At 63.6% G+C, this 25039-nt stretch carries 24 protein-coding genes; 13 read left to right on the top strand and 11 right to left on the bottom strand.

Going from position 1 to position 25039, the window contains the following annotated elements:
* Nucleotides 1-282 precede the first annotated feature (282 nt).
* The 8 genes from JKL45_RS01065 to JKL45_RS01030 all read right to left on the bottom strand — a co-directional run bounded on the left by JKL45_RS01065 (nt 283) and on the right by JKL45_RS01030 (nt 8513).
* Nucleotides 283-612 (bottom strand): hypothetical protein, encoded by a 330-nt coding sequence (locus JKL45_RS01065; RefSeq protein WP_201859259.1) that lies wholly within the window; start codon nt 610-612, stop codon nt 283-285.
* Between the two features lie 452 nt (nt 613-1064).
* Nucleotides 1065-1244, bottom strand: a complete 180-nt coding sequence (locus JKL45_RS01060) for a YqaE/Pmp3 family membrane protein (protein ID WP_201859257.1) — start codon at nt 1242-1244, stop codon at nt 1065-1067.
* A gap of 63 nt (nt 1245-1307) precedes the next feature.
* Nucleotides 1308-2072, bottom strand: a complete 765-nt coding sequence (locus tag JKL45_RS01055) for an SDR family NAD(P)-dependent oxidoreductase (protein WP_201859256.1) — start codon at nt 2070-2072, stop codon at nt 1308-1310.
* The gene (locus tag JKL45_RS01050) at nt 2069-3310 is read right to left on the bottom strand and encodes an acyl-CoA dehydrogenase family protein (RefSeq protein WP_201859255.1); all 1242 of its coding nucleotides are present in this window, start codon (nt 3308-3310) and stop codon (nt 2069-2071) included. The genes JKL45_RS01055 and JKL45_RS01050 overlap by 4 nt, the downstream gene beginning before the upstream one ends.
* Nucleotides 3311-3322: 12 nt before the next feature.
* Entirely contained in the window at nt 3323-4471 is a 1149-nt protein-coding gene (locus JKL45_RS01045; protein ID WP_201859254.1) for an acyl-CoA dehydrogenase family protein, read from the bottom strand.
* Between the two features lie 117 nt (nt 4472-4588).
* On the bottom strand, nt 4589-5785 hold the full coding sequence (gene pimC / locus JKL45_RS01040; RefSeq protein WP_201859253.1) for a pimeloyl-CoA dehydrogenase large subunit: 1197 nt from the start codon (nt 5783-5785) through the stop codon (nt 4589-4591).
* A gap of 44 nt (nt 5786-5829) precedes the next feature.
* Nucleotides 5830-7503, bottom strand: coding sequence for a dicarboxylate--CoA ligase PimA (gene pimA / locus JKL45_RS01035; protein WP_201859252.1), 1674 nt, complete (start codon nt 7501-7503; stop codon nt 5830-5832).
* Entirely contained in the window at nt 7500-8513 is a 1014-nt protein-coding gene (locus JKL45_RS01030; protein ID WP_201859251.1) for an NADPH:quinone oxidoreductase family protein, read from the bottom strand. Before JKL45_RS01030 ends, pimA begins: the two co-directional genes overlap by 4 nt.
* Before the next feature lie 262 nt (nt 8514-8775).
* On the opposite strand from JKL45_RS01030, the gene JKL45_RS01025 reads away from it, so the two are divergent.
* The 3 genes from JKL45_RS01025 (at nt 8776) to JKL45_RS01015 (ending at nt 13144) form a co-directional block, all read left to right on the top strand.
* Complete coding sequence (locus tag JKL45_RS01025; RefSeq protein WP_201859250.1) at nt 8776-9978, top strand: acetyl-CoA C-acyltransferase; 1203 nt, start codon at nt 8776-8778, stop codon at nt 9976-9978.
* A gap of 79 nt (nt 9979-10057) precedes the next feature.
* Nucleotides 10058-12127, top strand: a complete 2070-nt coding sequence (locus JKL45_RS01020) for a 3-hydroxyacyl-CoA dehydrogenase NAD-binding domain-containing protein (RefSeq protein ID WP_201859398.1) — start codon at nt 10058-10060, stop codon at nt 12125-12127.
* A gap of 18 nt (nt 12128-12145) precedes the next feature.
* Nucleotides 12146-13144 (top strand): alpha/beta fold hydrolase, encoded by a 999-nt coding sequence (locus JKL45_RS01015; RefSeq protein WP_201859249.1) that lies wholly within the window; start codon nt 12146-12148, stop codon nt 13142-13144.
* Here the strand turns inward: JKL45_RS01015 and JKL45_RS01010 are convergent.
* Nucleotides 13042-14334: a TetR/AcrR family transcriptional regulator gene (locus tag JKL45_RS01010; protein ID WP_201859248.1), complete on the bottom strand. Its 1293-nt coding sequence runs from the start codon at nt 14332-14334 to the stop codon at nt 13042-13044. The genes JKL45_RS01015 and JKL45_RS01010 overlap by 103 nt on opposite strands.
* A gap of 431 nt (nt 14335-14765) precedes the next feature.
* On the opposite strand from JKL45_RS01010, the gene JKL45_RS01005 reads away from it, so the two are divergent.
* The 10 genes from JKL45_RS01005 (at nt 14766) to JKL45_RS00960 (ending at nt 23957) form a co-directional block, all read left to right on the top strand.
* Nucleotides 14766-15632, top strand: coding sequence for a branched-chain amino acid ABC transporter permease (locus tag JKL45_RS01005; protein ID WP_201859247.1), 867 nt, complete (start codon nt 14766-14768; stop codon nt 15630-15632).
* Entirely contained in the window at nt 15629-16645 is a 1017-nt protein-coding gene (locus JKL45_RS01000; RefSeq protein ID WP_201859246.1) for a branched-chain amino acid ABC transporter permease, read from the top strand. The genes JKL45_RS01005 and JKL45_RS01000 overlap by 4 nt, the downstream gene beginning before the upstream one ends.
* Complete coding sequence (locus JKL45_RS00995; protein ID WP_201859245.1) at nt 16638-17402, top strand: ABC transporter ATP-binding protein; 765 nt, start codon at nt 16638-16640, stop codon at nt 17400-17402. The genes JKL45_RS01000 and JKL45_RS00995 overlap by 8 nt, the downstream gene beginning before the upstream one ends.
* Nucleotides 17389-18096, top strand: a complete 708-nt coding sequence (locus tag JKL45_RS00990) for an ABC transporter ATP-binding protein (protein ID WP_201859244.1) — start codon at nt 17389-17391, stop codon at nt 18094-18096. The genes JKL45_RS00995 and JKL45_RS00990 overlap by 14 nt, the downstream gene beginning before the upstream one ends.
* 116 nt (nt 18097-18212) lie before the next feature.
* Nucleotides 18213-19379, top strand: a complete 1167-nt coding sequence (locus JKL45_RS00985) for an ABC transporter substrate-binding protein (protein ID WP_201859243.1) — start codon at nt 18213-18215, stop codon at nt 19377-19379.
* A 68-nt stretch (nt 19380-19447) separates the two neighbouring features.
* Nucleotides 19448-19927: a PaaI family thioesterase gene (locus tag JKL45_RS00980; protein ID WP_201859242.1), complete on the top strand. Its 480-nt coding sequence runs from the start codon at nt 19448-19450 to the stop codon at nt 19925-19927.
* A 37-nt stretch (nt 19928-19964) separates the two neighbouring features.
* The gene (locus JKL45_RS00975) at nt 19965-21608 is read left to right on the top strand and encodes a long-chain-fatty-acid--CoA ligase (RefSeq protein ID WP_246498205.1); all 1644 of its coding nucleotides are present in this window, start codon (nt 19965-19967) and stop codon (nt 21606-21608) included.
* 7 nt (nt 21609-21615) lie between these two features.
* Nucleotides 21616-22446, top strand: a complete 831-nt coding sequence (locus JKL45_RS00970) for an SDR family oxidoreductase (protein WP_201859241.1) — start codon at nt 21616-21618, stop codon at nt 22444-22446.
* Nucleotides 22443-22919, top strand: coding sequence for a MaoC family dehydratase (locus tag JKL45_RS00965; RefSeq protein ID WP_201859240.1), 477 nt, complete (start codon nt 22443-22445; stop codon nt 22917-22919). The genes JKL45_RS00970 and JKL45_RS00965 overlap by 4 nt, the downstream gene beginning before the upstream one ends.
* A gap of 6 nt (nt 22920-22925) precedes the next feature.
* Nucleotides 22926-23957 (top strand): phosphotransferase, encoded by a 1032-nt coding sequence (locus JKL45_RS00960; RefSeq protein WP_201859239.1) that lies wholly within the window; start codon nt 22926-22928, stop codon nt 23955-23957.
* A 4-nt stretch (nt 23958-23961) separates the two neighbouring features.
* On the opposite strand, the gene JKL45_RS00955 is transcribed toward JKL45_RS00960, so the two are convergent.
* Both JKL45_RS00955 and iolB read right to left on the bottom strand, forming a co-directional pair.
* A complete protein-coding gene (locus JKL45_RS00955; protein WP_201859238.1) occupies nt 23962-24159 on the bottom strand; it encodes a hypothetical protein in 198 nt (65 codons plus the stop codon).
* Between the two features lie 69 nt (nt 24160-24228).
* Nucleotides 24229-25032 carry a 5-deoxy-glucuronate isomerase gene (iolB, locus tag JKL45_RS00950; protein WP_201859237.1) on the bottom strand — a complete coding sequence of 268 codons (804 nt, stop codon included), beginning with the start codon at nt 25030-25032 and terminating at the stop codon, nt 24229-24231.
* Nucleotides 25033-25039 lie beyond the last annotated feature (7 nt).

Here is a 25039-nt window from a genome sequence, read left to right as displayed (position 1 = left end):
CAGTTCGTGTCTCCCGAAGGGACTACTTTCCGATGAAGGCGGATGCCAGGATCGTCGTGGCATAGGCCGAGATCACGAAGAACGGGCCAAGCACGGAAGCCGACACAAGCAGGACAAACGAGTTCTTGAGGGTACGCATCGTGAGGCTCCTTTACCTTGAAGCCTCGACCCTACGAGTTGAGGTGTTAACCTCAGGCTAACCCTGGCAGACAAATTCGTGGCCGGGAAAGAACCCTTGCACGTGCCGGAAGGCCTGCTTTTTATGCAAGGGCTCGGAAGCTATCAGTCGCAGCGGCGAACGCGCCGGCTGACGGAGCGTCCCCAACGATCCTCTTCCACGATCGTGACATTGCGGCACGTTTCCTCGTAAGCGCCATAGCGCCGCTCATCGCGGCGCGCATCACGCCGACCCTGCTCGTAGGCACGCTCGGCCTCTCGACGCTCGCGCCACCGTTCGCGCCGCTCGCGCTCCTCCTGCTGAGGATCACGAACGCCGATCTGCGGGCGGCCATCGGGACCGATGCCGAACTGAATGGCCGGTTGCGCCATCAAAGGCGTACCAACGAACAGACCAGAACCGATGGCGGCAGCCAAAAGGGCAAATTTTCTCATGGGTTCAATTCCTTAGGTGATCGCGACGTAACGTCCGATACCTAAGGCGGTTCCAACCCACAGCCGCGTCGCGGCACCTTGCCTCACACATCAAGCAGAGTTCTTACGGTCTGATCTTGAGTGATCAGTTTCACCGTCTCATGCTTTGGAGTGCTTACGAGGAGGCAGGTCAGGAGATTTTGATTCTCCTCCTGGGCGCAATCTCTGGCCTGCACGAACCTGCTGCTCTTCTGCGGTGAAGCATTCCTGTCGAACTATGGGCCGGCATGGTTTTTCTGAAAGATCAACCGTGACCTGACGGCCGGAGATGGGATCGAAAATCGTCATCAAGCTCTGCTCTCACCGAGGCGCGAGCGTCTCGCTGCCTGCATGAGAGAAACGGCCGAACATGAACTCTGTTCGGATGACCCATGCTACGGTGTGCGCTCCAGCACCAGGGAAGGCTAAGGGCCTCAGCGATATTGCGGTGGGCTTCGCCGCGCGATGATCCAGACCGCGTGGACGATGCCGGGGATGTAGCCCAGGATGGTCAGCAGGATGTTGAGCCAGAACTGGCCACCGAGGCCCACGGTGAAGAACACGCCGACCGGGGGCAGGAGGATGGCGAGGATGATGCGAAGCAGGTTTCCCATGGGCTCACGTCGCTGATGAAATCAGGAGTGGAACGGGATCGCGCCCCTCCTGTTCCACCTTTGTCATGCAATCGTGACGCCGCCGTCCACGACCACAATCTGTCCCGTCATGAAGCTCGATGCCGACGAGGCCAGGAAGGCCGCCACGGGGCCGATTTCGTCGGGCGTGCCGATCCGGCGCAAGGGCGTCTGGCTGTTGCGCTGCTCCAGGGCCTGCGGGTCCTCCCACAAGGCGCGGGCGAAATCCGTCTTGACCAGGCCTGGCGCAATGCAGTTGATGCGCACGTTCTGCGGGCCCCATTCCACCGCGAGATTGCGGGCAAGCGCGAAGTCCGCCGCCTTCGAGATGCCGTAGCCGCCGATCACGCCCGTGCCGCGCAGGCCCGCGATCGACGAGACGATCACGACAGCCCCGCCACCACGCTCTGCCATCTCCGGGATGACGAGATTGCAGAGCCAGAGATTGCTCTTCACGTTCGCGCCCATGATCTTGTCGAAGGCCTCGTCGCTGAGACTGCTCATGGGGCCGTAGACTGGATTGACGGCGGCGTTGCAGACTAGGATGTCGACTGGCCCCAGGCGTTCCCGCGTACCGGCCACGAGCGCTTCGACCTCGGACTTGCGCGAAATGTTGCAAGGGATGGCAATCGCCTCGCCGCCTTTTGCACGGATGTCCTCGACCACAGGCTCGCAAGCCTCGATCTTGCGGCTCGACACCACGACCCTCGCGCCGAGCGACGCCATGGTCTCTGCGATGGAGCGGCCGATGCCTCGGCTCGAGCCGGTGACGATGGCGACCTTTCCGGTGAGATCGAAGGGATTCGTCATGCGGCAGGCCCTGCATTGTGCGGCCGGTCGGCCAACTTGTATTTCGCGAGCTCGATCTTGGCCACAGTCTCGCGATGCACCTCGTCGGGACCATCCGCGAGTCTCAGCACGCGGGCGCGGGCATAGGCATAGGCGAGGTGGAAGTCTTGGGATACGCCACCGCCGCCGCAGACTTGTATGGCTCGATCCACGACCTTCTGCGCCACGTTCGGCGCCACCACCTTGATCATGGCGATCTCGGCACGCGCCGCCTTGTTGCCGACCTCGTCCATCATGCGCGCGGCCTGAAGCGTCAACAGGCGCGCCTGATCGATCTCCATGCGCGACTCGGCAATCCAGTGGCGCGACACGCCATGGTCGGCCACCTGTCTGCCGAAGGTGCTGCGCGACAGGGCCCGCTTGCACATCGTCTCCAAGGCTCGCTCGGCCAAGCCGATGGAGCGCATGCAGTGATGGATGCGCCCAGGACCCAAGCGTCCCTGCGCGATCTCGAAGCCGCGTCCCTCACCGAGCAGGATGTTGGAGGCGGGCACGCGCACGTTCTCGAACAGAACCTCCGCATGGCCGTGCGGTGCATCGTCGTAGCCGAACACCGTGAGCGGACGAACCACCGTCACGCCGGGCGTGTCCATCGGCACTAGGATCATCGATTGCTGCTGGTGCTTGGGCGCATCCGGGTTCGTCTTGCCCATGACGATGGCAATCTTGCAGCGCGGATCCATGGCGCCGGAGGTCCACCATTTGCGCCCGTTGATCACGTATTCGTCGCCCTCGCGGCGGATCTCGGTGCGGATGTTGGTGGCATCCGACGAGGCCACCTCCGGCTCGGTCATGGCAAAGCACGAGCGGATCTCGCCGTCCATCAGGGGCTTGAGCCAGCGCTCCTTGTGCTCCTGCGTGCCGTAGAGGATGAGCGTTTCCATGTTGCCCGTATCGGGCGCGGAGCAGTTGAACGGCTCGGCCCCGATGGGTGAGCGCCCCATGATCTCGCACACCATGGCGTATTCGAGATTCGTCAGGGAATCAGGATAGTGGCGCTTGGGCAGGAACAGGTTCCACAGCCCTTGAGCTTTGGCGCGCGCTTTAAGATCCTCCATGACCGGCGCCACGCCCCAGCGGTTGGCCATGGCGTTGAGCTGCTGCTCGAAGATCTCTTCCGCCGGATAGACATGGGCTTCCATGAATTCCGTGACGCGGTGGCGCAGGTCCTCGGCCCTTGGGCTTATGGGAAACAGCATCGAGATCTCCTGTCAGGCTGCGATGAGGCCGCCGGTTTCTGCCAGCTTGGAGAGATGATGATCGGCATCGCCGAACAGGGTGTCGATCATCGTCACGCGTTTGAAGAGATGGCCGACCTTGTATTCCATGGTCATGCCGACGCCGCCATGCAGCTGGACCGCCTGCTGCCCGACGAAGCGGCCTGAGCGGCCGATCTGCACCTTCGCGGCCGAGATCGCCTTGCGGCGCTCTTCGGGATTCTGCTCCTGCGCCATCATGGCGGCAAACATCGCCATGCTGCGCCCCTGCTCAAGCGCAATGAACATCTCGGAGGAGCGGTGCTGCAGCACCTGGAACGACCCGATGGTGGCGTTGAACTGCTTGCGGGTCTTGAGGTAATCGACCGTGAGCTTGAGCATCTCGTCCATGGCGCCAATGGCTTCGGCCGCAAGGGCCGCAATGGCAATGTCGGTCACCTTCTCCACGACGGGCAGGGCGCCTTCAGGGTTTCCGATGACGCTCTCGGCATCGACACGCACGGATTCCAGCGTCACCTCGGCGGCACGCTGTCTATCCTGCGTCGGATAGCCTCGACGAGAAACGCCAGGCGCATTCGCATCGACGAGGAAGAGCCCGATGCCATCGCGATCGCGGCGCGAGCCGGCGACGCGCGCCGTCACGAGGATCTTGTCGGCGCTGTCGCCGTGCAGCACGACACTCTTCTGCCCGTTGAGAACGAAGCTGCCTCCGTCACGTTGTGCCGTCGTGCCGACGTCGAAGAGGTCGTAGCGCGATTGCCGCTCCGTATGGGCGAAGGCGAGGCGAAGATCACCCAATGCGATCTGGGGCAGATAGGTGGATTTCTGCTCCTCGCTGCCGCCGTGCTGCAGCAGACCGCCGCCGAGGATAACCGTGGCGAGATAGGGCTCGAGCGCCAGCGAGCGTCCGAAGGCTTCCATGATCGTCATGGTTTCCACCGGCCCGCCGCCGAAGCCGCCATGGGCCTCGTCGAAGGGGAGCGCGAGGAGGCCGAGTTCCGCATAGGCGCTCCACAATGCCCGGCTCCAGCCCTCCGGCTCTTTGGCATAACGTTGGCGGCTCTCGAAGTCGTAGCGATCCGCCATGAGGCGATCAACACTGTCCTTCAGAAGGCGCTGTTCTTCGCTGAGATCAAAGTCCATGTCTTGTCTCCTTGTCATTCCCGGCCGGAGCGCAGCGGAGGGGAAGGGAATCCATCAATTCGAGTGTGCGGGTGGATCCCCTTCCCGCACTGCGTGCGCCGGGGATGACATTCGTCTTCAGAACCCCAGGATCGCCTTGGCGATGATGTTCTTCTGGATTTCGTTCGAGCCGCCGTAGATCGAGATCTTGCGCCAGTTGAAATAGGTTGGCGCCGCGGTGCTCGCCCAATCCGGTCCGTCCGTGGGCTCGTTGCGGCCTTCCTCCTCCGGATGGTACGGCATGGCGAAGGGGCCGACGACCTCCATCAGCAGTTCGGTCGTGGCCTGCTGGATTTCCGAGCCTTTGATCTTGAGAATCGAGGAAGCCGGATCGGGCTTGCCCTTCTCGCGCCGGCTCTCGGCTGCCACCACGCGCAGCTGCGTCATCTCCAGCGCCTTCAGCTCCACCTCGACGGCGGCGAGCTTCTCGCGGAAGCGCGGGATCTCGATCAGCGGAATGTCCCCGATGCGCTCCAGGCTTGCGAGCTCCCGCACGCGCTTCAGGCGCGCCTTCGAGATGCCGATACGGGCGATTCCCACGCGCTCGTTGCCGAGCAGAAACTTGGCATAGTCCCAGCCCTTGTTCTCCTGGCCGACGAGGTTTTCGACCGGCACGCGCACGTCATCGAGGAACACCTCATTGACTTCGTGCCCGCCGTCGATGGTCTGGATTGGCCGCACGGTGATGCCCGGCGCCTTCATATCGATGAGCAGGAACGAGATACCCTCCTGCTTCTTCACGGCAGAATCGGTGCGCACGAGGCAGAAGATCCAATCCGCATGCTGGGCCAGCGTGGTCCAGGTCTTCTGGCCGTTGACGATGTAGTGGTCGCCCTCGCGCTTAGCCGTGGTCTTGAGCGACGCGAGGTCGGAGCCGGCGCCCGGTTCCGAGAAGCCCTGGCACCACCAATCGTCCAGATTGGCGATGCGCGGCAGGAAGCGGCGCTTCTGATCCTCGTTGCCGAAGGTGTAGATCACGGGCCCGACCATGCTGACTCCGAAGGCCAGCGGCTCAGGGGCCGGTGCCTGCTGCAGCTCGTCGCGGAAGATGTATTGCTTCACCGGGCTCCATCCGGTGCCGCCCCATTTCACCGGCCAATGTGGCACAGCCCAGCCCTTGGCGTTGAGGATGCGGCTCCAGGTGACGAGGTCGTCCTTGCTCGGGTGATGACCCTCGATCATCTTGCGGCGGATCGAGCCCGGCAGGGCGGTGCGGAAGAATTCGCGAACCTCGTCGCGGAAGGCGAGCTCCTCATCGGTGAAGCGCAGATCCATGGGTGATATCCTCTAAGCAGAGAAACGAAGGAAGTGGGGACGGGTCATGGCGCGGCGTTCTCCGCCTTGCGTCGCTCAGCATCGCGCAGCTCCACCTTCGACAGCTTGCCGACGGAGGTGCGTGGAAGCGCGTCGCGGATTTCCAGAGCCGCGGGCATTTCGTGCTTGCCGATCTTGTCGGCGAGAAACGCCTGCAGGTCTTCCAGGGAGAAACCGGGCGCGCCGTTCTTCAGCTTCACGAACACCTTGGCGGCCTCGCCCCGATAGGGGTCCGGGATGCCGATCACGAGAGCTTCCTCGACCTGTGGATGCTCGTAGACCGCCTGCTCGATCATCTGCGGGTAAACATTGAAGCCGCCGGATATGATCATGTCCTTGCGACGATCGACGATGAAGAAGTAGCCGTCCTCGTCTCTGTAGCCGATATCGCCGGTGAGAAAGCCGTCCGGAGTGAAGGCCTCGGCCGTCTCCTTCGGCTTGTTCCAGTAGCCGCGGCTGACGTTGAGGCCCCGGATGCGAAGCTCGCCGGTCTCGCGCACCCCGAGCACCCGGCGGGGTTCTTCGAGCGACACAATGTCGAGCTCGACCCCCGGCATCGGAATGCCGATGGAGCCCGGCTTCGGCGGTCCTTTCAGCGGCAGGTTCGTGCCGGCGGGAGACGTCTCCGTCATGCCCCAGCCGCCAAGGAGACGCTGACCGGTCAGGCGATGGAAACGCTCCCCGATCTCGACCGGCAGGGGCGCTCCTCCGGAGCTGCAATGGATCATGGAGGAGAAATCGCGGTTCTCGATCCCTGGATAGTGCGCCAGCGCAATCCACATGGTGGGAACGCCCGGAAAGGCGGTTGCCCGCTTCACCTCGATGTCGCGCAACGTCGTCTCTGCATCGAAGCGCAGGCGCAGCAGGATCTCATTGCCGTTCCTGATCTGCCGCAGCAGGATCGTGGTCAGCGCATAGATGTGAAACAGCGGCAGGGCGCAGATCACCTTCTGCTCGCCAGGGCGCGTGTTCAGCTGCGGGCCGAACCATGCCTCATACATGGCGACTGCTGCTGTCAGATTGCCATGGGTGAGAATGGCGCCCTTCGGCGTCCCCGTGGTGCCGCCGGTATATTGCAGCAGAGCGATGTCGTCCGGCGTGATCCCAGGCCATTGCGGCGGCACCGCCGCATCGCGCGTGAAGGCTTCGAAGGTGATGACATCGGACCGCTCGGGAATCGGCATCGTGGGCGCCGGGCACGGTCCCCAGATGGCGTCCTCGCCGACGATCAACCGATCCACATGGCCGCCGTCCAGGAGCTTGAGCGCCATGGACAGCATGCTGGCGAGATTGGTCGTCACGAGAATACGCGCGCCGCTGTCGTGCAGCTTGTGCGCCAGCTCCCGTTCGGCATCGAGCGGGCTCAAGTGAGCGAGACGGATCCCGGCCTTCGTTGCGCCGAAGAAGGCATACGGATGATAGGGCGTGTTCGGCAGATAGAGCGCAACCGCTCCAGTAGCATTGGTGGGTAAGCTGAGGAGGGCGGCAGCGAAGGCATCGGCTTGGCGGCCGATCTCGGTGTAGCTGATGTGCCTGTCCCGGTATTCGATGGCAGGCCTGTCGCCATAGGCCGTCACCGCTTCATCCAGCAGCTTGGGCAGCGTCGACGGCACGATGGGAGCATCCCACCGGACGCCCGGCGGATAGGAGCGCTCCCAGGGAAAGGCCGTCCGGCTCATGGTGCGTCCGCCCGATTCATGGTGACGACGATCTTGCCAAGAGCCTTGCGTGCGCTCAAGGCCGCGATGGCCTCACCGGCCCGGGCCAGGGGCACCCGCTCGGAAATCACTGGTTTGATTTTTCCACCTGCATAGAGATCGAGAAGCTCTCTCAAATTAGCCGCATTGGCCCTCGGGTCGCGCTTGGCGAAGGCGCCCCAGAACACGCCGACGATCTGGCAGGATTTCAGGAGCGGCAGGTTGAGAGGAAGCTTCGGAATCCCGGCCGGGAATCCGACCACGAGGAAGCGCCCTTCCCAGGCGATGGCGCGTAAGGAGGCTTCCGAGTAGTCGCCGCCCACAGGGTCATAGATCACATCGGCGCCGTTTGGGCCGCATACGGTCTTGAACTGTTCAGACAGAGCCTTGAGGCCGTTCTTATCGAAGGGGCCAGACGCGTAGACGATGCTCTCGTCGGCGCCGTGCTTTCTCGCAAGTGCCGCCTTCTCGTCCGAGGAGACAGCGGCGATCACCTTCGCGCCCAGGGCCTTGCCGAGTTCTACGGCTGCAAGCCCGACGCCTCCGGCCGCGCCCAGCACCAGCAGGGTCTCGTCCGCCTTCAACTGCGCCCGGTCCTTGAGGGCATGATAGGAGGTGCCATAGGTCATGACGAAGGCGGCTGCCTCGTCGAAGGGCATGGCATCCGGCATTGGAATGCAGCGGTCGGCCGAGAGGGCGAGCTTTTCGGCCATGCCGCCCCAGCCGCAGGAGCCGATCACCCGGTCGCCGGCTTTCAGGAACGATACGCCTTCTCCCACCGCCTCGACGATGCCGGAGACCTCGCTGCCCGGCGCGAAGGGGCGTTCGGGCTTGAACTGATAGCGATCCTCGATGATCAGCGCGTCGGGGTAGTTCACCCCGCAGGCCTTGACGGCCAGCAGGACTTCGCCCGGCTTCGGGCTGGGCTCGGCTACGGATTCCAGCACGAGCGACTCAGGTCCGCCCGGCTGTTTGCTGAGTAGGGCCAGCATCCTTCGCTTCCTCCCCAGAAAGCGTGTCCTATTTGTTGAAGGTAGGGTATCCGCGTCGGTTCCAGATGCAAGCCGATTTTTCGAAAAACTATAGCGACGTGAAATTTCATCATATTTTCAAAAGGATTTGGGCTAGACAAAAACATACCGCTTTTGTCATTAATAGCACCAGACAAGGTCAGGAGCGCTCGCCGCCGCCGGCGCCGGGTGGCTTGGAATGAAGGGGTGGCAACCGCCCCAGCGATCCAGGGAGGATCCCAAGATGCGTGAAGCTGTCATCGTTTCCACGGCCCGCACCCCCATCGGAAAGGCCTATCGCGGCGCCTTCAACGACACCCAGGCCCAGGCGCTGGGCGGCCATGCCATTGCCGAGGCGGTCAAGCGTGCCGGGATCGATCCGGGCGAGATCGGCGATGTCGTCATGGGCGCGGCGCTGCAGCAGGGCTCAACCGGATCGAACATCGCCCGTCAGGCCGCCCTGCGCGCGGGCCTGCCGACCGGCGTCGCCGGCATGAGCATGGACCGGCAATGCGCCTCCGGCCTCATGGCCATTGCGACGGCCGCCAAGGAGATTGTCGTCGACGGAATCGGCATCGCGGTGGGCGGCGGCCTCGAATCGATTTCGCTCGTCCAGAACGAGCATGCGAATCGCTACCGCGCCAAGGATCCCGTGCTCGTGGAGACGGTTCCGGCGCTCTACATGAGCATGTTGGAGACTGCCGAGACCGTGGCCGACCGCTACGGGATCTCCCGCGAGGCCCAGGACGAATACGCCCTGCAGTCGCAGCAGCGCACCGCCCAGGCCCAGGCCGAAGGGCGCTTTGCCGCCGAGATCGTGCCCATGACGACGCGTATGGTCGTGGTCGACAAGGCGAGCGGCGCCACTTCCCAGCGGGAGATCACGCTTTCGCAGGACGAGGGCAACCGCCCGCAGACGCGGCTCGAGGATCTGCAGGCGTTGAACCCCGTGTTCAAGGATGGGCTGCGCGTGAAGGAAGGACGCTTCATCACGGCCGGCAACGCCTCGCAGTTGTCGGACGGCGCCTCGGCGGCCGTTCTGATGGAAGCGAAGGAGGCGGAGCGTCGCGGCCTGCAGCCGCTCGGCGCCTATCGCGGCATGGCGGTGGCCGGGTGCGATCCGGACGAGATGGGCATCGGACCGGTCTTCGCCGTGCCGAAGCTGCTCAAGCAGCATGGCCTGACGGTGGGCAACATCGACATCTGGGAACTGAACGAGGCCTTCGCCTGCCAGGTGCTCTATTGCCGCGACCGACTCGGCATTCCCAACGAGAAGCTCAATGTGAGCGGCGGCGCCATCTCCATCGGCCACCCCTATGGCATGTCGGGTGCGCGAATGACCGGGCATATCCTGATCGAGGGCAAGCGCCGCGGCGCGAAATACGGCGTCGTCACCATGTGCGTGGGCGGCGGCATGGGGGCTGCCGGTCTTTTCGAGATCTACTAAGACACGTCTTCAAGACAAGCGCACCGAATCAGGGGAGAGCATCATGAGCATCGCGGCCGAGACGAGTTCCGCAACCCGCATCAATCCCGTCGTCGACCTGAGACGCGACGGCGAGATCGCCGTGCTCACTGTCAACTCGCCTCCCGTGAACGCGCTTTCCGCACAGGTGCGTGAGGGCATTGTGGAAGGCATTCGACAGGCCGGCACTGACGCGAGCGTCAAGGCCGTGGTGCTGCATTGCGAAGGCCGCACCTTCTTTGCCGGCGCCGACATCAGCGAGTTCGGCAAGCCGCCGAAGCAGCCGATGCTGCCGGAAGTGGTGGACTTCATCGAGGCCTCATCAAAGCCGGTGGTCGCCGCCCTCCACGGCACGGCGCTCGGCGGCGGGCTGGAGACGGCGCTCGCCTGCCATTATCGCGTGGCGGTGCCTTCCGCGAAATGCGGCTTTCCGGAAGTGAAGCTCGGGCTGCTGCCGGGCGCCGGCGGAACGCAGCGCCTGCCGCGCCTAGTCGGGCCGGAACGCGCCATGGACATGATCACTTCCGGCAGCCCGGTCTCGGCAAAAGCCGCGAAGGAGATGGGCATCGTTGACGAACTCGTGGACGAGGGTAATCTTCTGGCGAGCGCCATCGCCTTCGCGCGCAAGGTGGTTGCCGAGAACCGGCCGCTGAAGAAAGTGCGCGATCTCGACGACAAGATTGCGGCAGCCCGGGGCAAGCCGGAGGTCTTTGACGCATTCCGCAAGGCGAATGCCCGCAAGTTCCGTGGCTTCCAGGCGCCGGAATACAACATCCGCTGCGTCGAGGCGGCCGTGAACCTGCCGTTCGATGAGGGCATCAAGCTGGAACGCCAGCTGTTCCAGGAGCTCGTGAACGGCGAGCAATCGGCGGCCCAACGCCACGTGTTCTTTGCCGAGCGCCGGGTCTGGAAGATCCCGGACATCTCCGACGACACACCGACCTTGGCCGTCAAGAAGGTTGGCGTCATCGGCGCCGGCACCATGGGCGGCGGCATCTCGATGAACTTCGCCAATGCGGGGCTGCCCGTCACCATTGTCGAGGCGAAGCCCGAGGCCCTAGAGCGGGGCCTGGGTGTGATCCGCCGCAACTACGAGAGCACGGCCAAGAAGGGCCGCATGAGCATGGAGGACGTGGAGCGCCGCATGGGGCTTCTCGCCGGCAGCCTCAACATGGAGGATCTGGCCGATTGCGACCTCATCATCGAGGCCGTATTCGAGAACATGGCGATCAAGAAGGAGATCTTCTCCAAGCTCGATGTCATCGCCAAGCCCGGCGCGATTCTCGCCAGCAACACGTCTTATCTCAACGTGAACGAGATTGCCGCGATGACGAAGCGGCCGGAACACGTGCTCGGCATGCACTTCTTCTCGCCAGCCAACATCATGCGGCTTTTGGAGGTCGTACGCGGCGAGAAGACCGACAAGCGGGTCATCGCCACCGCCATGCAGCTCGGCCGCCAGATCGGCAAGATCGCCGTGCTGGTGGGCGTCTGCCACGGCTTCGTCGGCAACCGCATGCTCGAGCCGCGCCAGCGCGAGGCCAACCGCCTGATTCTTGAGGGCGCCATGCCGTGGGATGTGGACCGCGTCCTCTACGAGTTCGGTTTCCCCATGGGCCCCTTCGCCATGGCCGATCTCGCCGGCCTCGACATCGGCTGGTCGCGTGAGACCTCGAAGGGCGAGACTGCGCGCGAGATCCTCTGCGAGCAGGACCGACGCGGCCAAAAGACGGGTGCCGGCTTCTACGATTACGACGAGAACCGTAACGCCAAGCCGTCCAAGCTCGTGGAGCAGATTATTCTCGATCTCTCGGCCAAGAAGGGCATCGAGCGGCGCACGATCTCCGATCAGGAAATCCTGGAGCGCTGCGTCTACACGATGATCAACGAGGGCGCGAAGATCCTGGAGGAGGGCATCGCCATCCGCTCCTCCGACATCGATATCGTGTGGATCAACGGCTATGGCTGGCCGGTCTATCGCGGCGGGCCGATGTTCTATGGCGAGCAGGTGGGCTTGGGCAAAGTGCTCGAGAGGCTGCGCGCCTACGAGGCACAGTACGGGGCAGACTTCAAACCTGCTGCCCTGCTGGAACGCCTCGTTGCCGATGGCAAGGGCTTTCGCGATATCTGAACAAGGAGCGCGCCCGTCATGAACGACACGGCTCCTGGCCCGCGGCGTCAAACGCTGCTTGCACCCCTGGCCGGTGCGCGACCAGGCGCGCCGGCTTGGTTCGATCAGGCACTCGCGGATGCGCCGGAGCGGGGCTTCACCGAGGCGGCGGGCGTCCGGATCGAGACGCTCACCTGGGGTGAGCGCGGCAGGCCGGGTCTCCTGTTCCTGCACGGCAACGGGGCCCATGCGGATTGGTGGAGCTTCATCGCGCCGTTCTTCTCAAACGCGTATCGCTGCACGGCCCTCTCCTGGTCGGGCATGGGCGGGTCGGACCGGCGCGAGCGCTATTCCTTCGACATCTTCGTCGAGGAGGCGATGACGGTTGCCGAGGCGACAGGGTTGTTCGACAGCGACACCAAGCCCGTCTTCATCGGCCATTCCTTCGGGGGCTTTCCCATCATCCAAGCCGCCGCAAAGCACGGGGAGCGCCTGGGCGGCGGGATCATCATCGACACGCCGATCTTCTCCCCCGAGCGTCGCAAGGAGCGCAAGGAGAAGGGAGCCGCCTGGGAGATGCGCCCCCACAAGATCTATCCGACGCTGGAGGAGGCCCTGCAGCGCTTCCGGCTCGTGCCTGCGCAGCCGTGCGAGAACCTCTTCATCGCGGACTTCATCGCCCGAACCTCGCTGACGCAGGTCGAGACCGCAGAGGAATCCGGCTGGACCTGGCGCTTCGATCCGTTTCTGTGGCGAGACTATGAATGGGAAGACCCGGCTCCAGCCCTGTCAGCTCCGAAATGTCCTCTCGCGGTCCTGCTGGGCGCCCGTTCCACCCTGATGCAGGCGGGCGACATCGCGCGCATGCGGAACATTCTGCCGCCGGGTACCCCGGTGATCGACATCCCCGAGGCCTACCACCATGTGCCGATCGATCAGCCTCTCGCGCTGGTCGCGGCGCTGCGCGCCGTGCTCGCCGGCTGGGCTTCGACTTCCGCCTCCGGCGAGAATACGCCAATGAACAGCGGCCTGGCGTAGATATCCGCCGCCGTCTCGCGTGTGACGCCTGAAATCCAGCGTTCGAGCTCCACTGCCGCGTTGATGGCGCTGTCTACCACATGAGCGGCTACGAACGGATCGAGCGGGCGGATCGAGCCATCCACCATGCCGTCGACCACGAAGCTGCTGAAGCGCTGGGCCAAGCGGTCCATGGTGCGCTTCGTTGGGCCTCTCAGGGCTTCCGGGAGGGCGCTGAAGGCGGAGATGCGCAGCAGCGGACCCTGATCGGACAGCTGGTAGCGGATCAGCTCGTTCGTTGCGGCGCAAAGACGATCCCAGCCCGTCGCCCCATCCGCTTCTGCGGCCTGCTGGACCTGCCGCACCACCGCGAAGGTGCGCTCGAAGCAGGCGGTTACGAGATCGTCCTTGTTGTCGTTGTGATGATAGAATGACCCCTTGGTGACGTTCAGCCGGGCTGAGATCTTCTCCACGGAGGCGCCCCGGTAGCCTTGCTCGTTGATCAGGATGGTGGCCGAGCGCAGGAACGCCTCGGGCGAAACCTCCTCAACCGAGGGCCACATCATCTGCGGCAGCACTGCGGGGCGCCATGCCGATTGCGGGGTTGCGAGCCCGTGGATCAGGATATCGCCGATCCTGTCGGCAACGCGCCGGTAATCCTGGGGCTCGTAATGGTCGATCCAGTGCCGGACGCCGTGCATGACCGAGATCAGCAGATGGGCCCGCGCATTCTTCTGGGCCCGGCTCAGGGGCGGCGCACCATCGAGATCGTACAGGCTGCGCAGGTGCCGGAACATCTGGTTGTAGGTATCGAACACCAGCTCCACGTGGGGAGAGGTCAGTGACCGCATGTCGCTGAAGCTCATGAGCGGCGGCCGGTCTCCCGAGGCGCTCTCCGCGAGCCGCTCGCAATACAGCCGCAGGATGGTCCGCAGGCGCTCCTCCGGCGTCTCCCGTTGCAGGGCAGCGGCGATGAGCGCATCGAGCGCTTCGATGGAGCGCAGGAGGCAGGCCGTCGCCAGCTCCTCCTTCTTGCGGTAATAATAGGTGACGCTGTTGGTGATCAGCCCGACGCTCCGGGCCACATCGGCCAGGGTCGTCCCCTTCAATCCCTTTTGATTGAAGAGCTGGACGGCCCCATCGAGGATGGCCTGTCGCTTCTGCTCGAACCGCTTGGTCTGGCGCGGAAGAGCGTTGGAGGTCGGCGTCATGGTAGTTTCGTGGCTCCTGGCCCGAGGGCAGGCTCAGGGCCGCCCATGGTTGAGCTCCTAGCACGAATTGGTCCCGGGAGCGATGCCGCGCATGCAACTCTTCGACTGTACCCGTTATTCTAAGAGAGTGTCGAGGGTGAATCCGAGGCTGCCGGAAATCGGTGCAATTCGGCTTCCATGATCCGTTGACGAGGCCATGGTCTCGTGTCAGTCTCCCTTCAGACACAGGACAGGGCCAATGAAGCCCTGCCGGCGGTGTGAGTCTGAAAAGGACCGTACCGTTCATTCGAGAGGAAACGATCCGAGGAGCCTGGTTTGTCCGGTTTGAGGGTCCGGTGCCGCAAGTCACAGGTCCTCAGTTCCTGCCCTAGCCAGGCGGGAAATCGCGGTCGAGCACGGGAGCCCGGAGCCCAGGAGGAGGACGCGGCTCCTTGAATATCTTTTTTCAGCAGGTTCTGAACGGGCTGACGCTCGGAAGCGTCTATGCGCTCGTGGCCCTTGGTCTCACGCTCGTCTACGGGATTCTCCACATCCCCAACTTCGCCCATGGCGCCTTGTATATGGTTGGCGCCTACATGGCCTTCTATCTCGTGGGCTCGCTCGGCGCGAATTATTGGGTTGCCATGGCCGGAGCGGCGCTCATCGTGGCCCTTCTCGCGGTTCTGTCGGACCGGCTCATCTTCCATCGCCTCAGAAATGCGCCGCCCCTGCATGACATGATCGCCGCCATCGGCCTTCTCCTGTTTCTGGAAGCGGGCATTCAGGCAATCTGGGGTGCGGAGTTCCACCGTCTCGCTCCTCCCTATCCGCAGATCGTGCGCCTCTTCGATCTCGTCGCGCCCGCGCAGCGCCTGATCATCATCGCGGCGGCGTTCGGCCTGATGTTCGTGCTCCACCTTTTCCTCACCCGCACGCTCACCGGCTCCACGATCATTGCCATGGCGCAGAACCGGGAAGGCGCTTCCCTGGTCGGCATCGACGCCACGAAGGTTTCCGTTCTCACCTTCGCGATTTCCGGCGCTCTAGCCGCGGTGGCCGCGACGCTCTTTGCTCCCATCAACCTGATCTATCCCTCCATGGGGCATCTCGTGATCATGAAGGCCTTCGTGATCATCATCCTGGGCGGCATGGGCAGCATCCCGGGGGCCATCGTCGGCGGTCTCGTGATCGGGTTCGCCGAGAGCTTCGGGGCTTTTTACGTCTCCACGAACTACAAGGACATCATCGCCTTTGCGCTCCTCGTCCTGATCCTGTCGTTCCGGCCCCAGGGCCTGTTTCCCAGCGGAGCCCGGGCATGATGTCGAAGACTTGGCAAAAGCCTCTTCTCGCCGTCCTGCTGCTTCTGGCCATCGCCTTCCCGATGATCGCGGCCAACGACTATTACATCTACGTGATGTCGCTCGCTTACATCATGGCGATCGCCGCAGTGGGCCTGAACCTCATCCTGGGCTATACGGGCCAGCTCAACCTCGCGCATGCGGGCTTCATGGCCATCGGCGCCTACACGGTCGGCATCCTCACCGTCGATTACGGCGTGCCCTATTGGATCGCCTTCGTGATCGCTGGAATCTTGAGCGCGATCGTCGGCTTCTTCGCCGGTCTTCTTTCGCTGCGCCTGAAAGGGCACTTCTTCTCGATCTTCACCCTCTGCGTCGGCTTCATGATCTATCTGATCATCGAAAAATGGGATGTGCTGACTCATGGAACGGTGGGCATCATCGACATTCCGGCGCCCACCGGCATCGGCCCGATCCGGTTCGACAACACGTGGTCGCAGTACTACCTCGTGCTGTTCTTCCTCGTGGTGAGCCTGTGGCTGATGAGCCGGATCGTGCATTCGCTGCTCGGCCGCGCCTTCATCGCCATCCGCAACGGTGAGGACCTTGCCGAGACACTGGGCATCAACCTGATGCGTACCAAGGTTCTCGCCTTCGTGCTTTCCACCTTCTACGCCGGAATGGCCGGTGCGCTTTATGCCGGCTTCGTGCGCTTCATCGGCCCGGCCATGGCGCTGGAGAGCCACACCTTCGACATGATCGCCTTCATCCTCGTGGGCGGCATCGGCACCCTGTTCGGGCCGCTGCTCGGGGCGATCCTGCTCACCTGGCTCACGCAGTCGCTGCAGTTCCTGCAGGATTTCCGGATGATCGTGTTCGGCCCGCTCCTGATCCTGCTGGTCATGTTCTTCCCGCAGGGCCTTATCGGGTATTGGCGCGAACGGCAGGCGCGGCGGGCCGCAGCCTCGATGCAGGACCGACGCCTTCAGCGATCCGTGATCGGCCAGCAGCAGGAGGTCGGCACCAATGCTTGAGATCCAGGGCCTGACCAAGCGCTTCGGCGGCCTGACCGCCGTGCGTGACGTGACCACCACCTTCGAGAGGAACCGTATCAACGCGATCATCGGCCCCAACGGCGCTGGCAAGACCACCTTCTTCAATCTGGTGAGCGGCTACCACAAGCCGACCTCCGGGCGCATCATCTTCGACGGGCAGGACGTGACGAACCTCAGGCCCGATCAGGTGGCGAGGCTCGGCGTCGCGCGCACCTTCCAGTCGACCACCCTGTTCGACAAGGCGACGGTGCTCGACAATCTGATCGTCGGGCATCGGTTGCGCACCACATCCACCTTCTGGGACGTGGTGTTCAACACGGGCCGCCTGAAAGAGGACGAGCACCGCTGCCGCGCCAAGGCCGAGGAAGTGCTCGACTTTGTCGGCCTCTCCTCGGTAGCCCACCATCTGGCGGCGGATATCTCGCAGGAGGAGCGCAAGCGCGTTGCGTTTGCTCTGGCGCTCGCCACCGATCCGAAGATCGTTCTGCTCGACGAGCCCGCCGGCGGCGTCAACCCGGAGGAAACGCTAGGCTTGGCCGAACTTATCCGGAAGATGATCCGCAAAGGCCTGACCGTGTGCCTGATCGAGCACAAGATGGACATGATCATGAGCCTTGCCGACAAGATCGTGGTGCTCGACCACGGCGAGATGATCGCCGAAGGGACGCCGGCGCAGATCCGCTCCGACCAGCGCGTCATTGAGGCCTACCTGGGAGCTGATTATGCTGCGGCTTGAGGGAGCACAGCTCAACTACGGCAGCTTCCGGGCGCTCGACGAAATCTCGATCCATGCAGAGCCCGGCGAACTTGTGGTGATGCTCGGTGCCAATGGTGCTGGTAAGAGCTCCCTCTTCCTTGCCATCAGCGGACTGCGCAAGCTCAGCCGCGGCAATATCTGGTTCAAGGACCAGAACATCGCCGGGCGGAAACCCTCCCAGATCGTCCAATCAGGGGTGGTGCACTGCCCCGAGGGGCGCAAGCTTTTCCCCGAAATGTCGGTGCGCAAGAACCTGCTTCTCGGCGCTTATGTTCATCGCCAGGATAAGAAGGAATCCGAGAAGATCCTCGATCAGGTCTTCGAGATGTTCCCGATTCTTCACGAGAAGCGGCACGATATAGCCGGTTCCTTAAGTGGCGGCCAGCAGCAGATGGTGGCCATCGGACGCGCTCTCATGGGCCGGCCGCAGGTCCTGCTCCTTGACGAGCCGTCGCTCGGCCTTGCGCCTCTGGTGGTCAAGCAGGTGCTCGGCGTCATCAAGGCAATCAACGACAAGGGCACGACGGTGCTGCTCGCGGAGCAGAACGCCTATGCGGCCCTGCAGATCGCCCATCGCGCGTACGTCATCGAGAGCGGCCGGATCGTCATGGAAGGCGACCGGGACACCCTGCTCAATGATGAACGTGTTCGGAAAGCCTATATCGGCGCCTGATCCGGCGCCGGTTGTGGAAGCCTGCGAGCTCAAAAGGTTCGCCAACTAAAGAGACGGGAGTCGATCACGGTCGAACTCCCGCCCCATGAAGAAAGAACAAGAGGAGAGGAAAACAAATGGCTCTTTGGAAACACCTGGTTCACACCGCCGGCGCAGTGACGCTCGCGGCTGGATTCGCCTCCGCCGCATCGGCTCAGGAGACAGTCAATATCGGCTATACCGGTCCGCTCAGCGGCGGCGCTGCGCTCTATGGCAAGAACACCTTGGTCGGCCTCGAGATGGCCGCGAAGGAGATCAACGATGCCGGCGGCTTCGATGTTGGCGGCAAGAAGTACAAGTTCAACATCGTGGCGCTCGACGACAAGTACTCGCCCAGCGAGGCGGCTGTGAACGCCAAGCGCCTCAAGGCGCAGAACAACACGCCGATGGTGTTCACGCCCCATTCCGGCGGTGCCTTCGCGATCCAGGCCTTCAACGAGCAGGACAACTTCATTCTCGGCGCCTATACCAGCGTGCCGAACATGACGGAGCGCGGCAACAAGCTGACCCTTCGCATTCCGCCGTCCTTCGCGGGCTACGTGCAGCCCTTCATCAGCGTGCAGATGAAGACCTTCGGCAAGAAGCTCGCCATGGCCGGCGGCGATCATGACTATGCGAAGGCCTGGGCGCAGCTCTTCGGGCCGGCGTGGACAAAGGCCGGAGGCCAGATCGTGGCCGAGAACCCGATGTCCTACAACAAGGACACGGACTTCTACAGCGGCGTGAGCCGGGTGCTAGCGGCAAGCCCCGATGTGCTGTTCGTCGGCGGCGCCTCCGAGCCGACGGCTCTCGTCGCCAAGCAGGCGCGCGAGCTCGGGTTTAAGGGCGGCTTCGTCGTGATGGATCAGGCCAAGCTCGACGAGATGGCAGCCGTCACCGGCGGCATGGACATGCTGGAAGGCTCCGTTGGCGTTCTGCCGCTGATCTATGACAAGCGTCCAGGCACGGAAGCCTTCATCGCGAAGTTCAAGAAGCTCTACGACCGCAACCCGGGCACAGAAGCCTCCTACCACTACTCGACCCTGAACGCCGTGGCCGAGGCTATGAAGCTCTCCGGCAGCGTCTCCGACCCGAAGGCGATCCACGCTAAGCTCAGCGAGGCCTATGGCAAGCTGCCGGCGGAGAAGAACCCCGCTCGCATCACCAGTGTCGATGATCGCGGCGGCACCAACGCCAACATCGTTGTCGGCGTGGTCAAGGGTGGCAAGGTTGAGACCGTCGAGGCGGCAAGCCTCGGGCAGTAAGACCGTAGCTGAACAGGGCCGGCCTCACAGCCGGCCCTGCTTCTTCCACAAAGGGGCAGGCGTTCCACATGGATGCAATCCCATTCGATAGCCGCGCCGCCGGTATCCGGGAGCGCGTAGCTCTGCAGGGCTTTATGCATCTGGTGGGCGCGCAGATCGATGAACTGACGCCCGGCACTGCGACGATCTCCGTAGCCCGTCGTGACGATCTGCTCCAGCAGCACGGCCTGTTCCACGGTGGCGTCACGGCTTTTCTGATCGACAACGGCACAACCATTGCCGCCGCGACCGTTCTCAAGCCGGGGCAGGGCGTTCTCACGGCCGAATACAAGCTCAACCTATTCTCGCCGGCCGATGGAGACCGGCTGATCTGCCGCTCGCGGGTGGTGAAGCCCGGCAGCCGCATGATCATCGTGGCGGCGGACGTGTTCACCGAAAAGGACGGGCGCGAGAAGCAGACGGCGGTGGCGCTCGCCACCATCGCCGTTCTGGATCAGGCCTCGATGCCACCCCTGCGTCAGGCTGGACAAGTTTCAAGCGGCCGATAAATTCCTGACAACAAGCAAAAACCGGAGGGAAGAAACGATGTTGAACGGAATGATGATGGATCGGCAGCTGTCGATCCCGGCGATCATCGATCTGGCCGCGGAGGTGCACGCCACCACCGAGATCGTCTCGGTCGCGACGGAAGGCGGCATTCACCGCACCACCTACAAGGACATTCACAAGCGCATAGCCCAGCTCGCCCATGGGCTGCGGGCTCTTGGCGTCAAGCCCGGCGACCGCGTTGCAACGCTCGCCTGGAACGGCTACCGGCATTTCGAGCTGTACTATGCCATCTCCGGCATCGGCGCCGTATGCCACACCATCAACCCGCGCCTGTTCCCCGAGCAGCTCGTCTACATCGTCAACCACGCTCAGGACACGGCGCTCTTCTTCGACATCACCTTCGCGCCGCTCGTCGCGGCTCTGCGGCCGAAGCTGCCCCAGAACATCACCTTCGTGGCCATGACCGGCCGCGACACCATGCCGGTGCAGGAGGGACTCGACGGTGTCAAATGCTACGAGGATCTGCTCACCGGGCAGCCGGACACGATCACTTGGCCTGATCTCGACGAGAACACGGCTGCGGCGCTGAGCTACACCTCCGGCACCACGGGCGAGCCCAAGGGCGTGCTCTACTCGCACCGCTCGCAGGTCATTCATGCCATGACGTCCGTGATCGGCGCCTCGCGCTATTTCGGCATGGGCAAGAAGATCCTTCCCGTGGTGCCGCTCTTTCACGTCAACGCATGGGCATTGCCCTATTCGGCCCCTCTTTCCGGCACCGCGCTCATCTTCCCCGGCGCGAAGCTCGACGGAGCGAGCCTGTTCAACCTCATGGAGACCGAGAAGGTCGACAGCAGCTGGGGCGTGCCGACCGTATGGCTCGGGCTTCTGCACGAGATGAAGCAACGGGGGCGCAAGCCGGAGGGTCTCGACTATGTGATCATCGGCGGCTCGGCGGCGCCGCAGCCGATGATCGAGGCCTTTGAGCGCGATTACGGCATCAGCGTCTGCCACGGCTGGGGCATGACCGAGATGAGCCCCATCGGTACCTTCGGCATGCTGAGCCCGGAGATGGAGGAACTGCCCTTCGATGAGAAGATCGCCCTGAAGGTTCGCCAGGGACGGCGCCTGTTCATGGTCGACATGAAGATCGTCGACGAGAATGGCAAGGAGTTGCCGAAGGATGGCGCGGCGTTCGGCGAGCTCTGCGTGCGCGGGCCTTCGATCGCCTCGGGCTACTACAACAACGAGGGTGCAACCGCGCAGGCTCTTGATGCGGAAGGTTGGTTCAAGACCGGTGACGTGGCCAAGATCACGCCCGACGGGTTCCTGCAGATCGTGGACCGCACCAAGGATCTGGTGAAGTCGGGCGGAGAGTGGATTTCCTCCATCGATCTGGAGAACGCGGCCCTGGGCGCACCGGGTGTAGCCAACTGCGCCGTGCTCGCCATGCCGCATCCGCGCTGGGGCGAGCGGCCGCTCCTCGTGGTCGTGCCGAAACCCGATGCGAAGCCTGCGAAGGAGGATATCTTGGCCTATCTCACCACCAAGGTGGCGAGCTGGCAGGTGCCGGACGATGTCCTTTTCGTTGAGACCATTCCGCTGACCGCCACAGGAAAGATCTCCAAGCTGGAGCTGCGCAAGATCCTGAAGGACTATGTCCTTCCGACAGCCGCGTGAGCGGCTGATGGCTCAGGATTACCTCAGCTCACTGTTCTCGGTCACGGGCAAGACGGCGCTTGTGACCGGAGGCGCCACCGGGATTGGCCGCATGATCGCCGAGGCGCTCGTGCGCGCCGGTGCGCGGGTGCTGATCGCCTCGCGCAAGGGCGAGGCGTGCGAGACGGTGGCGCGGGAGCTGAACGCGCTCAACGCCGGTGGCACGGCGGATGGCTTCTCCGGCGATGTGGGGACGGAGGCCGGCGTGATGGCGCTCGCTTCCGACGTGAAGGCTCGCACTCCGCATCTTCACATCCTCGTCAACAACGCGGGCAAGACCTGGGGCGAGCCGCTGGAGAACTTCCCGCACAAGGCCTGGGACAATGTGTTCTCTGTCAACGTGGCGGGGCTCTTCACGCTGACCCAGCAACTCCTGCCCCTGCTGGAGGCTGCGGCCAGCGACGACGATCCGGCTCGCATCGTCAATCTCGGCTCGGTGATGGGTGCCGCGCCCATCGGCGATAATGCCTATTCCTATGCGGCGTCCAAGGCCGCTGTGCATCACCTCACGAGGATCCTCGCAAAAGAGTTCGCCCCGCGCCGCATCACCGTGAATGCCTTTGCCCCGGGACCTTTCCAGAGCCGCATGACGGCTTTCGCTACAGGCGATGAACAAAAACGTGCGCTAGTCGCCGCCAGCGTGCCCTTCGGTCGCATCGGTCGGCCGGACGATATCGCAGGGGCGCTCCTGTTCCTCTGCGGTCGCGGCGGCGCCTACACGACGGGCGCCATCATTCCGCTCGATGGCGGCATCGGGGTGGAGACCGGGCACAAGATCTTCGGCGAGGCGTCGCTATGAACGTGCATGCGCCACTGTCCGTCTCAATCGAAGACCTGAGGAGTCGGGTTGGCCAGGAACTCGGGGTCTCGTCCTGGAAGACGATCGACCAGGACAGGATCGACCGTTTCGCTGCCGTGACCGAAGACCTCCAGTTCATCCATGTCGATCCCGAGCGCGCTCTTGCGGAGGCGCCCTTCGGCGGCACGATTGCGCATGGCTTTCTCACCCTGTCGCTTTTGTCCGCCATGGGACAGGAGGCGCTGCCGACGATCAGAGATCGGACCATGGGGATCAACTACGGACTGGAACGCGTCCGCTTTCTCTCTCCTGTGTCGGTCGGGGCGCGGTTGAGGGGACGCTTTACCTTGTCCGAGGTTTCCATGCGTTCCGACACGCAAGCCTTGCTGCGCTATCAGGTGACTGTCGAGATCGACGGCGCGGAGAAGCCGGCGCTTGCGGCGGAGTGGATCACACTCGCCATGCTCGGTTGACAGCTCATGACAGCGCAAGCAGCCCATCTCGACACGGAACGCCTCGGCCCCTATCTCGCCGCGCATGTTCCGGGCTTCGGCCAACTGGTCGGCGCAGATAAATTCGCCGGCGGCCAGTCGAATCCAACCTTCTTGATCACGTCGACCCAAGGCCGCTTCGTGCTGCGCCGCAAGCCGCCTGGAACGCTGCTGAAATCGGCCCACGCGGTCGACCGCGAATATCTCATTATGGCGGCGCTTGCCCATACCGACGTGCCGGTGCCGCGTGTCATGCACCTATGTGAGGACGACTCGATCGTCGGCTCCATGTTCTACGTCATGGACTATGTCGAGGGGCGTATCTTCTGGGACGGCAGGCTGCCGGATCTTCCCCCTGCGGATCGCAGCGCGATCTATGACTCCATGAATGCGGCGCTCGCCGCCCTGCACAAGGTCGATCCTGCGGCCGTCGGTCTTGCCGATTACGGAAAGCCGGGAAGCTATTTCGAGCGCCAGCTTGTCCGCTGGACGGGCCAGTACCGCGCGTCGGAGACGCATCCGATCCGTGAGATGGACGAACTCATCGCATGGCTGGAACACCACACGCCGGAGGATGATGCGCGGGTCAGCCTTGTCCACGGCGATTATCGCCTCGACAACATGATTTTCGAGCCCTCCGGAACACGCATTCTCGCGGTGCTGGACTGGGAACTCTCGACTCTGGGCCATCCCCTGGCCGATCTCGCCTATCAATGCATGCAGTGGCGCCTGCCTTCAGAGGGTGCCTTCCGGGGCTTGGGCGGCATCGACCGGAAGGCCCATGGCATTCCCACGGAAGCCGAGTATGTGGAGCTCTATTGCCGGCGCACCGGAACCGAGGTGATCGGCCACTGGCCCTTTTATCTGGCTTTCAGCTTCTTTCGCCTCGCGGCGATTCTGCAGGGAGTCTACAAGCGTTCCCTGGATGGCAATGCCTCCAATCCCGAGCGCGCCCGCCGCATGGGCGAGGCCGTGCCGATGATGGCCGGAATGGCCCTGGAGGTCGTCGGAGCGCGCTGAGCTTTCAGCGGTCCCATTTGATGTTGAGCGCGCTCGTCACCAGCCGGTCGACGAGGGCCGGCGCCTCGGCGGCCATGCGCTCGATCCCCGCTACGGCCTGGCGCGTCATGCGGCCATTCAGGAACGCATAGTCCATCACGATGGCGCTCACGAGCGCGATCACAGTCTTGAAGGCGCGCGAGGCGAGATCGGACCAGGTCATGAAGCCTCCCAGGGAAACGATGTTCGCCTCATGCCCGAAAGCCTCGGGCAGATCAAGCGACGGAAGACCTCAGGCCTGCCTCAGCATCCACTCGTGGTCCGGGTCGTTGTGGAACTTCCAGACCCGCTTCGGACCCGCCATGACATTGAGATAATAGAGTTCATAGCCATGCGGCGCACCAACCGGATGGTATCCCTCGGGCACCAGCACCACGTCGCCGTTCGCGGCCGCCAGGGTCTCGTCGAGGGAACGGTCGTCCGTATAGACCCGCTGCAGGGCAAAGCCCGACGGTGGATTGAGCCTGTGGTAGTAGGTCTCCTCCAGCAAAGACTCCTGCGGCAGCATATCCCGGTCGTGCTTGTGGGGCGGATAGCTCGACCAATGACCGGAGGGCGTGATGACCTCGACCACGAGCAGGCTCTCCGCTGCTTCAGTCTCCGGCAGGATGTTGCGCACATGGCGCGTGTTGGTGCCCTTGCCGCGCGTCTCCTGGCCGACCTGATCGGGACCGATCACGCGGGCCGGCAGTTTGCCCTCGGCGGGCGCAGTGCAGACGGCAATCTCGCAATCCGTCTCCGCCTGCAGCGACCACTCGGAGTGGGCCGGCGCATAGAGCGACCACGGATCCGGCTCGAAGGGCGAGTTGCGCCCTCCGATCGTGCCAAAATCCTGTCCGGCGGCCGCAACACGCGCCTTGCCTGAGAGCAGAACGATGCAGGCTTCCCGGTCTCCCGTCGCTTGGCGGAGGCTCTGCCCGCTTTTCAGCCGATAGACCTCGAACCCCACATAGGTCCAGCCGGCGGATTCCGGCGTGATCGCGTGGATACGCCCGTTGCTATCGGGCGCCGACGGTTTGACGAGAAGCTTGGACATCGCATGT

The organism is Microvirga soli, from assembly GCF_016734765.1.
Lineage (GTDB): Bacteria > Pseudomonadota > Alphaproteobacteria > Rhizobiales > Beijerinckiaceae > Microvirga > Microvirga soli.
The sequence above is the reverse complement of the archived record's forward strand: the minus strand, read 5'-3'. Positions and strand labels throughout refer to the sequence as shown.